This is a genomic window from Pseudoalteromonas sp. SG44-17 (genome assembly GCF_014164235.1).
GTDB lineage: Bacteria > Pseudomonadota > Gammaproteobacteria > Enterobacterales > Alteromonadaceae > Pseudoalteromonas > Pseudoalteromonas rhizosphaerae.
This window is the reverse complement of sequence record NZ_JACJEV010000021.1, coordinates 1-12107: the sequence shown is the minus strand read 5'-3', so window position 1 is coordinate 12107 and position 12107 is coordinate 1. Positions and strand designations below refer to the sequence as shown.

Sequence of the window (12107 nt, the reverse complement as noted above, 5' to 3'; positions counted from 1 at the left end):
AATTTCGTTTTCGGCGATTATTACGGCAAAATTGAATTTTTGAAAAATCTAATTAAATCAATGTTGAAATCCGCTGGTTTAATGGCGGATTCTAACGAATCTTGAGTTCGGTTGTGCGCCAGATCTATATCTTGAACTTGTGTGTAGTGAGCGTGTTTTGCATTGTAAAAAGTTTTCACTTGAGGTTTAAGAGGGCTGCTAGGGTTGCTTTTGGTCACTAGGCCGACTTTTTGACTCGACAGTTTAACTAACGTGCCAACTGGATGAACGCCAATACACTGAATAAATTTAGTCAGTAACTCGCCATCAAAGCTATCTGGACAACCGTCTTTGAGTATTTTAAAGGCCTTGATTGGCTCCATGCCGGCCTTATAAACACGCTCTGCGGTAAGTGCGTCATAGACATCAACAATCGATGCCATACGCACGTACTGGCTTATTTCATCAGCTCGCTTGCCAAACGGGTAACCCGTGCCATCTAGTCGCTCATGATGAAAGCCTGCAATATCGACAGCAATGCCTTTAAGGCCCGCCAGTTCTAAAATTTCTTTACTAAAGCGCGCATGATCCTGAATCACTTTATATTCTTGATCGGTTAACTTACCCGGCTTATTAAGAATGTCATCCGGTATCTGAATTTTACCAATATCATGTAACAGCGCACCGGTGGCAAGTTCTTCAATAAGCGCTCGTTCAAAACCTAAGTGTTTGGCAAAAATACTGATTAAGATCGAGACGTTGATCGAGTGTTCTAGTAGGTAGGCGTCTTTTTCACGCATACGGGTGATGCATGCTAGGGCATCTTGATTACGAAATACCGAATCAATAAAGCCGCTAGCTAACTCTTTAAAGGGGGCAATATCTATAGTGTTACCGGCTTTTATATCGGTAAATGCTTTGCTTTGCAGTTGTTTTGCTTCGCTGTAGAGCTTAAATGCTTTGTCCATCTCTTGCTCAACACTGTGTGTTGTAGACCAAGGATCACGTTGTTTAGGCGGTTCAACCTTTATATCGTTTGTTGTGGCTGTAGGAGTGAGTTCAACGATGGTTTTATCAGGATCAATTTCGATTTCTAAGATACCGGCTTTTATAAGCTGCTGCACGCCTGCTTGCGTTTTTACCCAACCTTGGTTTTTGATTTTTATTTTACCAGTTTGTTTAGTTACGCTATGCACAAACATACCTGGCATAAGCTGATCGATTGGGATAATTTTCAATGTGTTTACTTCATAATAAATAACGTACTACAAAACTAGCAAACTTTTTACTGGATAAGTAGTAAAAAGGGCGCTAATTAGCGCCCTTTGTTAATATCTACTTAAACTCTACTCGTCATCTTCAACTAAAGTCATTAGTGATGTATTACCGCCCGAAGCTGTTGTATCAATACTTATGGTCTTTTCTGTTACTAAGCGTTTGATTAGCGTGTCGTAGTACTCAGCACTGATCACTGGCAAGATAGCTCCTTTACGTTGTGCCAGCTGTTGACTGAAGTAACCTAAGCGCGATGAGCGCGCTGCAACAACAGCACCTGCTAAATGAGGGTGCGCCAAAATAGCTTGTAACTGATTCGGCTTAGCTACTTGGAATACCCCTTCAGCAATACCAGTTGAGATAAATTTATCTTTAAAGGCTACCGCTTCGTCATAGAATAACTCAGATGCTACGGTGATCACGGTATTACCAGCAGCAAGAGCTGTGATGATCGAAATAGCCCAGAAGTTAAACGAGGTACTCTTATCTGCATAACAAACCACACAACCACGCGCTTCAAGGTGAAGGGTGTTTGATTCACCTGTTGGCCCCGGCAAAGTAGTAAACTTACGCATGTGCTTTTCAAGGCGATTAAGCTGGGCACGTGCATCGGCAAGTGTTAATGCTAAATCGTCGGCTAGTTCATCGATAATATCGACTGTGGCAACTTTAGCTAATAGCTGACGTACCGCTGAAACACGATCGTTCAGTGGTGTTGCGCGCCAAATTTTTTCATCGCGCATTGAATTTGCCATTAACTTCTCGACTTGCTCAGCAGCACCTGAATAGTGGTGAGTATCAAGCTCGTCTGGCGTCAAGTTAGTCATTTGCACGTTTTCAGGCGATGCTTTTTCTTTAACTAAACGAGTTAAGTAGTTAGGGCCACCTGCTTTAGGTCCGGTGCCAGATAAACCACGACCACCAAACGGTTGTACGCCAACAATCGCGCCAATCATATTACGGTTAACGTAGACGTTCCCGGCACGCGACATTTTTGCTAAGTATTCACAACGCTCTTCGATGCGTGAATGGATACCCATGGTTAAACCAAACCCAGTGTTATTTATTTGGTCAATCACGTTATCAAGTTCTGTGCCTTTAAAGCGAATTATATGCACACATGGGCCAAATACTTCACGTTTCAGTACAGATAGATCTTTGATTTCATATAAACGTGGCGCAAAGAAATACGCTCCGTTTTCGCTGTTATCTGGAATATCACACTCATAATGCAGTGTTGCGTTGCCTTTTAAGTACTCAACGTGTTCGTTTAAGTTCTTCAAGGCTTTTTCATCAATTACAGGGCCGATATCGGTTGATAGTAATGATGGATCGCCAATGTGTAGCTCTTTTAACGCGCCTTTGATCATTTCAATTACGCTATCTGCGATATCTTCTTGAATGAACAATACACGCAGTGCAGAACAACGTTGACCAGCACTTTGGAAACCAGAGCTGATCACATCGTCAACGACTTGCTCTGGCAGTGCTGTTGAATCTACGATCATACAGTTCTGACCGCCTGTTTCGGCAATCAACGGTACTTGAAGATCATTACGTGCAGCAAGTGTTTGAGAAATGATGGTACCGGTCTCAGTAGAGCCTGTGAACATAACCGCTTGAATGCGTTCATCAGGAACAATGGTTTTTCCTACTTCACTACCACGTGCGATAACAGGCTGTACCACATGCTCTGGTAAACCAACAGATAACATAAGCTCAATAGTACGCAGTGCAATATAGCTAGTTTGTTCAGCTGGCTTTGCAATAACAGTGTTACCAGTTACGATTGCTGCAGCAACTTGACCTAAGAAGATTGCTAGTGGGAAGTTCCATGGGCTGATACATAAAATCACACCACGGGCTTCAAAACGCTCATCTTCACTTAGCTCTTCGGCGCGAGCAGCGTAGTAGCGACAAAAATCAACCGCTTCACGTACTTCGTCAATACCATCTTGTGCTACTTTGCCGGCTTCTTTGATACAGATAGCCACAAGTTCGTCGTGATGACGTTCTAGAATATCAGCAATGCGGCGTAATAGGTTTGCGCGCTCTTTAACTGGCGTTTGTGACCACGACTCAAAGGCGGTTTCTGCATTGCTTAGTAGAGTGAGCATATCATCGCTATTTTGTAGCTTGATATGACCGATAATCTCTTGATGATTGGCAGGGTTTTTAACTGCAATTGAACCTTCAGGAATATCGCTTTCACTAATACGGTGCTCTGCAAACCAGTTATCAAGATTTTCCTTGAATGGCGTGATCACATTGATATCGGTTAAATCCATACCTTTTGAGTTAGCACGTTCAGCGCCGTATAAATCAATTGGCATCTTAATTTGCGTGTTGTACTTGTTACGCAAACCTTGCAGTGTTTCTACCGGATCCGGTAATAACGATTCAACAGGTTTAGTGGTATCAACAATGGCGTTAACAAACGATGAGTTAGCACCGTTTTCAAGTAAACGACGCACTAAATAAGCCAATAAATCTTCGTGCTGACCTACAGGGGCATAAACACGACACTGAATTTTTTCTTCAGTTACGATTTGGTCGAATAATGATTCACCCATACCGTGCAGGCGTTGGAATTCAAAACCTTGGTTATCACCTTTAGCAACTTCTAAAATTGTTGCCGCAGTGTAGGCATTGTGGGTTGCAAACTGTGGATAAAGTACATCACGTGCTTCTAGCATTTTGATAGCACATGCTTTGTAAGATACGTCGGTTGTTGCCTTACGAGTAAATACTGGGAAGTGCTCTAAACCATCTTGTTGTGTGGTTTTGATTTCGGTATCCCAGTAGGCACCTTTAACTAAACGCACCATCATTTTACGACCAACACGGCTGGCAAGCTCAGTTAACCATTCAATCACAAAAATTGCGCGTTTTTGATACGCTTGCACAGCTAAACCAAAACCATGCCAACCAGCTAGGTCATCATCACTAAATACTGCTTCGATTACATCAAGTGAAATATCAAGGCGATCAGCTTCTTCAGCATCAACAGTAAAGCCAATATCGTAGCTTTTAGCTGCCATGGCCAGCTCTTTAAGCTTAGGCACAATTTCGTTCATGACACGTTCTTTATGAGTGAACTCATAACGAGGATGGATCGCAGACAGTTTCACTGAAATACCAGGGCTCTTAATTGGGCCACGGCCATTTGCCGCTTTACCAATAGCATGAATCGCATTCATATAGCTATTAAAGTAACGCTGTGCATCTTTCATGGTGCGAGCGCCTTCGCCAAGCATATCGTATGAATATACATAGCCTTTTTGCTCTTTTTCTGCTGCGCGTTCGATGGCTTCGTTAATTGTACGACCCATAACAAACTGCTTACCCATGATCTTCATGGCAAAGTTTACTGACTTACGAATAACCGGCTCGCCTAAACGACCAATGGTTTTTTTCAGTACACCAAACTGCTGTTCTTTGGTTTTATCAGTGTAGTTAACCATTTTACCGGTCACTAATAGACCCCAAGATGACGCATTAACGAATAGTGAGTCGCTGCTGCCTAAGTGAGAGCTCCAGTCGCCTTTGGCTAACTTATCGCGAATTAGCGTGTCTTGAGTGGCTTTATCTGGCACGCGAAGCAATGCTTCAGCTAAGCACATCAATACCACACCTTCTTCACTAGAGAGTGAGAACTCATTAAGTAGCGCATCAACACCGCTTTGACCATCTTGATCGCGACGAATAGTGTGAACTATCTGGCGAGCACGTTCCCAAGCACGGCTGCGAGCTTTTACGCCTACTTCAGCAAGCGGTAAAATATGATCAATTACAGCATTTTCGTCAATGCGATAAAAGTCACGGATTTTTTGTCTGATTGGACACGTTGTTGTCAAATCGCCGTCAAATAACATAAGCAACCCTCTGGTGTATGGAGTCTTGCAGCTAAAAAATTTCGCTGCCCGATTTTTATGTACGTAATGCGTGCATTCTAATTAAAATCCAGCAGAATATGCTGGTTAAATTTAGCGTTTTACGATAATTTACAGGGCATACTTTAAACTTATCCGCATAAAATTCTGTTATGACAAGTCCGAATAGATTACGCATGCTCGATCGTATCGATTTAGCAATTTTAGACGTTCTGCAAAAAAACGGCAGAATTTCTAATGTTAACCTCGCAAAGCAGGTTAACTTAAGTCCCAGCCCGTGTCTTGATCGAGTAAAACGGCTTGAACAAGAAGGTTATATCGAAGGTTACTTTGCCAAGTTGAGCGAAGCCAAACTTAATCAAAGCTTAGTCGCGCATGTGCAAGTGTCGTTAGTGACGTCAAATACTGCGGTATTTAAAGTGTTCCGTGAACATATTTTAAAAATCAAGCAAGTTGTTGAGTGCGACATGGTTGCTGGTGGCTATGATTACCTATTAAAGATTCGGGTTTCGGATATGGATGAATACCGTCAAGTGCTTGGTGATTTAGTCGATATACCGGGAGTTGGTACGCACCACACTTATATGGTGATCGAAAAAATTAAACAAGACACTGGGCTCAGACTCGATACTTAAATTTAAACTCGCTGCTACCAATACGTAGGCGCTGGTTTACCCCACGCAATTAGATTAAAGTTCTTTCAGAGATTAATTCACCACCGAGAAGAAATAAGTGATTTTTACTTTGGTTTCTCTGTGTAGCGCGTAGCGCCTCTGTGCCCTCAGTGGTAAATAATGGGCTTTATCGCGAGGTAAACTCGCAGCTACCAATGCGTAGGCGCGGGTTTACCCCGCGCAATAGATTCAAGTTCTGTCAGTGATTAATTCACCACCGAGAACACAGAGTTCACAGAGAAGAAATAAGTGATTTTTTACTTTGGTTTTTCTGTGTAGCGCGCAGCGCCTTTGTGCCCTCGGTGGTTAAATAGGTTTGTTTGTGTAAAGGTATAAACAGTCGCGAGGTAAACTCGCTGCTACCAATACGTAGGCGCGGGTTTACCCCACGCATTAAAAAAGCACCCAAGGGTGCTTTTTTAATATCAAATATAGTGGTTATCGATTAAGCCCAGCCGTCGTAACGTTTACGGCGCGATAATACGATAGTCAAAATAATACCTAAAAATAGACCTATGAAGGCAATTGCTCCGCCATAAGTTAGTAGCTGACGTTTTTCTTTTGCACCGGCTTGTTGTTTTTCAGTGCGTTCAACTTCTAAGGTACTTTTTAATTTAGTAATCTGCTCTGATAGAGCACTATTTTGGTCAGTTAAAGTTTGGCTTTGCTCTTGCAGCTGCGGCAATTCAATTTGTGCTTGACGAAGTTGCTCTTGCATTGATGCCATTTCAGCACTGAGCGTGCGATATTGTTGGTGAATACCAGGAGTTTTAGAAACAAATTTAGCTTCTACCCAGCCTTCTCGTTCTTTATCATCAATAACTTTAACAAAGCCATTTTCTTCAGCAGATAGCTGGGTTAATTTTGTACCAGCATCAACAGAGCCAACAATGCGGTAATTTTTACTCGCGCCAGAGTGCATAAATGTATAAAGATTATCGACTATATAAGCGGTGTTTGCATCGCTAGCTGAATTGCTTTCTTCTGCGTGAGTCATAAATGCGGCCGCCGCGAATAGCAAAGCTAATAAAGAATGTTTAAACATCAATCTACCCTGTTAATGTAACCGTCTGTGGGACAGCAATCGTATTATTCATAGTTAAGTATTGAGATAGTATGGATTTAGCGCCCTAATAGCAAGACTGATATTGTAATCATGGCTGCTGTTTCATGATTCAAATAAGCTAAAAAATTTGCAATGTTGAGCAGCTTTGTTTATTTTGAGCTCTTATTTATTTTAAAGGTAATCCTCAAGCCTAATGGATACTGAGATAGAACTGAAGTTTTTGGTGTCAGACGCCGTAATCCCACTGATCCCCGCGTTAATTACTCAATTTGCAAAAACGGTTACTAATAAACCTTCGCGTAGTTTACAAAATGCTTATTTTGACACGCCAAGCCGTGAATTAAGAGCGCTCGATATCGGTTTTCGTACCCGCTGTGCTGATAATCAATGTGAGCAAACTATCAAGCTTGCTGGAGAAGTTATGGGCGGGTTGCATCAACGACCTGAATATAATTTACCGCTGGAAAGTAGCCGACCAAATATAACTGCATTTGATGCCAGTATTTGGCCGCATGGTATGCAAATAAGTGCAATTGCCGCTAATCTTTATCCTATTTTTAGTACTAACTTTATTCGTCGTACTTGGCTTATTGAAACCGACAGTGGCGCTAAAATTGAGGTCGTGTTAGATAAAGGCGAAGTATCTGCATCGGGCTTGATGGAGCCAATTTGTGAGCTTGAAATTGAACTGGTTGAAGGCAGCCGCGATGAATTATTTGCTTTAGCTGATAAGTTAGTGAGTCAAAGTAATATTCGTTTAGGGTTATATTCTAAAGCGGCTCGTGGTTATCGCCTTGCGGATGAAAAACCACTTAAGCCAAGTAAATCAATTGGCTTTGTATCGTTACCTAAATATGCAACACAAGAGCAAGCACTTATAGCCGCAATTGGCTTTGGTATTCGTTTTGTACAAAAACATGAACAGTGTTATTTCGATAAACCGAGTTTAAAAACTCTGAAACGAGTGACCGATGGAATTAGTTTAATCCGTCATACGTTCTGGTTGTTTGACGATATTGTTGATAAAAGCACCACCGAGCTATTACGCACCGAGCTAAAATGGCTATTAAGTGAATTAGCATGGGTTGAAAACGCGATTCAACTAAAAACCTACACATCCAAGCGCCACGCATACTATAAAAAAATCAACAGTGCACCTGAGTTAACGCAAGTTATTAATGACTTAAAAGAGCTACAGCCAAGTATTGATGATATTAATCGGTTGTTTCATAGCGCTCGCTATAACCGCTTATTATTGTCTTTAACCACCTGGCTGGTGGATAAGCAATGGCGTAAAAGTTGGGGACAAGTACAGTTTCAAGCAGCTGAAAAACCAGTCGCTGAGATTGCTAATCGATTATTTGAAAAAGATTGGCAAGACCTTCATCAGTTACTGCCAGAACAAAAAACACTGACTGTTAGGGATTACTTAGATTTACGTATGCGTTTAGAAAACAGCTTACTCAGTGGTAACTGTTTAGGTTCGTTATTTGAAAAAGATGAACGCAGTGAGTTTCGTATTCCATGGTTAGATATTTCACACGGCATGTACGAGCTCAGCACGCTTGAGTATCTAAAGCAGTTATGTGCAGGACAAGATGATGAAGAGCTGGCAAAAATTCAAAGCTGGCTTGAAAGAAAGTCTGAATTCTTGGTCGACGCAATGGAACAAAGCCGCTTAGCTTCATATAAAATATCACCTTACTGGCAGTAATCGCCTTTAAGCCAGTACATAGGGAATACACATGGTACGGCGGGTATTATTACTAATTCTGCTATTTAGTGCTGATGCGATCAGTGATGTTCAGCATTGGCAACTCTGGAAACAGCGTGATGGTGCAAGTGTGTACTACAAAAAACATGACAATGGTATTTTTGAAGTGCAGGCAGAGATCACTGTTGAAGGCGTCACGGCCAATGACTTTATGACATTGCTAAGTGATACTGACAGCGCGCCGTTATGGATTGATAATGTTACCCATGTGAAAGTGTTGGAACGACTAAGCCCCTCAGAAACTATTGTACATACCGAGTTTGACTCGCCGTGGCCGCTCGCTGATCGCGATATGGTGAGTTACTCATGCTACCAACAACTGAACGACACTCAGACGAAGTTAACGATTGCAGCAAAAACAGGGGAGCTTGCAAAGCGCCAAGCTGTGATCCGTATCACAGATCTAAAAGCACATTGGTTATTAACCCAGCATAGCAGTGAAGGGCAATCATTGTTAACCATAACATATGAAATATACGCCAACCCTGGTGGTGCAATTCCTTATTGGCTAAGCAATAAAGTGGGATTAAAAAGTGCGATGCATACCTTGCTTGCTCTTAAATTACGCTTAATCAATAAAACCTATCAAACAGATCAGCAAGTAAGCCAAGTTGGCAATTGTAGTCATACCAATAAACAATAGCGTATTAATGCTAACAATCGACATAATCTAGATGGCTAGTTAATTTCTTGTTACTGTTTTTTTATTAAATATTTATTACAAATAATTACAAAAAAAATATTGTTACTGTAACTTAAATCGGTAATATTCCCGCTCTGGGAACATACTACTTTAAGGACAGTATAGTGTTAGCTTCATCACTTGCAGGCTCAAGCCGTTGGTTTTCATTTGTTAACGAAAGTTGGCGCATCGCTACATTATGGCTAGCGGGTGTTTTATTGTTTATGAGCTTTCGGATTTTCTTTTTAGTCTACTTTCATGACCGAATCACTGCACCAATAGATCTTGATGTCATTTTAAACACCTTAGAAACAGGATTTGCTTTTGACTCAGCAGCCAGTGGTGTGTGTTTTAGCATTCCCTTTTTATTAAATTGTATTTTACAGCCGATGCGCTTAGGTCATTGGGTAAGAATAGTGCGTAACTTTACAGGTAAACTCTTTTTTGTGGTCGCTATTTTACTCTGTATAACTAGTATTACGTATATTTCAGAGTACGGCAGTCAATTCAATTATTTTATGTTTGAAGGGTTGCACGATGATCAGCAAGCAATTGCTTTAACCGTGATTGAACAATATCGGCCATGGGGAAGTTTACTGGGGTTATTTACACTGTTAGTGGTTGCATTTAAGTTATGTCATCGCGTTGATAAGCAGTCGAATAGCTTTTTACAGCGCATTTTTACTGACTGTAAATGGAAGCGTACGTTGTTAATTAGCATCATAGTGGTGTTATTTATCTGTGCTATTCGAGGTTCTTTTGAGTCACGTCCGGCTTCACGGAAGTGGTCTGCGGTAACGCCGGACCCATTTATTAATAATTTAGTGATCAATCCATTTCGCAGCTTTTTATATGCCATTAAAGATTACAACGATCTACAAAATCATGGCGTAGACGGCGAAAATCCATATTTAAATCATAACTCAGTGCTTGATGTCTTACCTTTAAACGCATTGAGTCAATATACTACAGCACCTTTGTTAGCTGCACCGTCACACGTGTTCGTGATTGTTATGGAAAGCTATGATTCTTGGCCGTTACAACAGAAGTATGCTTCGCTTAATTTAACCAATCAGTTAAAAAATCTAGCTAGTAAAGGTATTTACCTAGATAACGTTTTACCTGCAGCTAGCAGTACTATGAATTCGCTATCCAGTATTGTATCTGGGATCCCTTATGCAGGGGTTAATATGAGTTTGATTGGGCCACAAAAACCAAGCAGCAAGTTATCGTTATTTAATCAATTAGAGCATTTAGGGTACACCAGCCAGTTTTTTTATGGTGGTTTATTATCATGGCAGAATGTCGGTGAGTACGTTCTATCTCAAGGTGCTGATAAGGTCTATTCAGCTACCGATGCTGGCGGAAAAGGTAGTGCAGGAGTCTGGGGCATTGATGATGGTCAGTTATTTGATTTAGTGGCAGAAAAAACCACACAGAAAAGTTTTAATGTGATTCTCTCTGGTAGTTATCATGGCCCGTTTAATCTCGATTTAGACAAATATAACTACCCTTATAAGTCGGCTGCAGATTACCCTGCAGAGATAAATAGATTAGAAGGGGAGTTATTAGATCCGTATGTATTAGGGCACTTGTGGTATGCAGATAAAATGCTGGGTGAGTTTGTGGCTAAGATGGAGCAACGCTATCCAGATGCATTATTTGTCATTACAGGGGATCATTATAGTCGTCGTAACTTTCACAAGCGTCCAAATTTATATGAGTTAACTCATGTGCCGATGGTGATTTATGGCAAAGGTGTTAGCGCAGATTTAGTGCCAGCACAACAAGTGGCAAGCCATATGGATATCGCTCCAACATTATTAGATTTAATTGCGCCAGCAAATACTCAGTTTTATAGCATGGGACAATCATTATTTAATGCAGCGCCAGATCGAAGGGTATTTGGTTTTCAAACAATACGTCACAATGAGCAGCTTTGGCGTGGTGATTTATCGGCACTTTATGAGTATTATAGGGTCAATGAGCGGGATAAAACTCAGCTTTTACCGACAACACCACCGCAATTTGTCGAAGTTGATGCGCAGGCAGAGCAAGCATATACCCAGTATATGGCGACAGCCTGGCAGTTATTAACTCAAGGCATGGATTAAGGTAATGTGTTTGGCCCATCACCCGATAAGCAAAAGCTATACGCTAAAGATTATAAAATGACTAAACCAGAAATTAATTTAGTAAACAAACCCAACGGCATAGGGATTGGGCGTATTTTTAAAGCAACCAAGTGCTCAATTAAAGGTTTTAAAGCTGCATTTAAGGAAGAATCGGCCTTTCGCACTGAGCTTGCGCTAGGGCTAGTATTATTGCCGTTATCATTTTGGCTAGCACAATCATTGCAGCACTGGGCACTTCTTGTAATCAGCTTTTTGTTATTGTTGATTGTTGAGTTGCTAAACTCAGCAATTGAAGCATTAACAGATCGAGTAGGTGTTGAATACCACGTGCTATCAGGGCGTGCGAAAGATATCGCTTCAGCGGCTGTAACATTAGCACTGATAGTGTTGTTTATTGTATGGGCTGTAGCTGGGTATGAAAAGATAATTACATTGATAGGTTAGGAAGTTAGGTAAAACGTCACTGGCTTTGAGCGACAAGCTTCGAATACACCCTAACTCCTAGTTATACCAATCGACTTAAATATTTAACCATTCTAGCGAGCTAAATAAAGCGCTAACTGCGTTATAATTTTTTCAAGTAGAACAACTACATGTCAAAATTTACGCCTTGTTATCACTGTATTTAT

8 protein-coding genes are annotated in these 12107 nt (G+C 41.1%); 5 read left to right on the top strand and 3 right to left on the bottom strand.

Annotation, left to right across the window (positions count from 1 at the left end; all coding sequences use genetic code 11):
* Nucleotides 1-20: 20 nt before the first annotated feature.
* Entirely contained in the window at nucleotides 21-1217 is a 1197-nt protein-coding gene (locus H5182_RS14725; protein WP_182760235.1) for an HD-GYP domain-containing protein, read from the bottom strand.
* Nucleotides 1218-1325: 108 nt separating this feature from the next.
* Complete coding sequence (putA, locus tag H5182_RS14720; protein WP_145235170.1) at nucleotides 1326-5129, bottom strand: bifunctional proline dehydrogenase/L-glutamate gamma-semialdehyde dehydrogenase PutA; 3804 nt, start codon at nucleotides 5127-5129, stop codon at nucleotides 1326-1328.
* A gap of 170 nt (nucleotides 5130-5299) precedes the next feature.
* Between putA and H5182_RS14715 the strand changes: the two genes are divergently transcribed.
* Nucleotides 5300-5782, top strand: a complete 483-nt coding sequence (locus tag H5182_RS14715; RefSeq protein WP_145235173.1) for a winged helix-turn-helix transcriptional regulator — start codon at nucleotides 5300-5302, stop codon at nucleotides 5780-5782.
* 484 nt (nucleotides 5783-6266) lie between these two features.
* On the opposite strand, the gene H5182_RS14710 is transcribed toward H5182_RS14715, so the two are convergent.
* Nucleotides 6267-6866 (bottom strand): TIGR04211 family SH3 domain-containing protein, encoded by a 600-nt coding sequence (locus tag H5182_RS14710; RefSeq protein WP_182760234.1) that lies wholly within the window; start codon nucleotides 6864-6866, stop codon nucleotides 6267-6269.
* A 214-nt stretch (nucleotides 6867-7080) separates the two neighbouring features.
* Here H5182_RS14710 and H5182_RS14705 point away from each other — a divergent pair, with 214 nt between their 5' ends.
* From H5182_RS14705 to H5182_RS14690, 4 genes are all read left to right on the top strand, one after another.
* Nucleotides 7081-8601, top strand: a complete 1521-nt coding sequence (locus H5182_RS14705; RefSeq protein WP_182760233.1) for a CYTH and CHAD domain-containing protein — start codon at nucleotides 7081-7083, stop codon at nucleotides 8599-8601.
* 31 nt (nucleotides 8602-8632) lie between these two features.
* Complete coding sequence (locus H5182_RS14700; RefSeq protein ID WP_182760232.1) at nucleotides 8633-9304, top strand: START domain-containing protein; 672 nt, start codon at nucleotides 8633-8635, stop codon at nucleotides 9302-9304.
* Between the two features lie 164 nt (nucleotides 9305-9468).
* Complete coding sequence (locus tag H5182_RS14695) at nucleotides 9469-11457, top strand: LTA synthase family protein (protein WP_182760231.1); 1989 nt, start codon at nucleotides 9469-9471, stop codon at nucleotides 11455-11457.
* 57 nt (nucleotides 11458-11514) lie between these two features.
* Nucleotides 11515-11922 carry a diacylglycerol kinase gene (locus H5182_RS14690; protein ID WP_182760230.1) on the top strand — a complete coding sequence of 136 codons (408 nt, stop codon included), beginning with the start codon at nucleotides 11515-11517 and terminating at the stop codon, nucleotides 11920-11922.
* The last annotated feature ends 185 nt before the right edge of the window (nucleotides 11923-12107 follow it).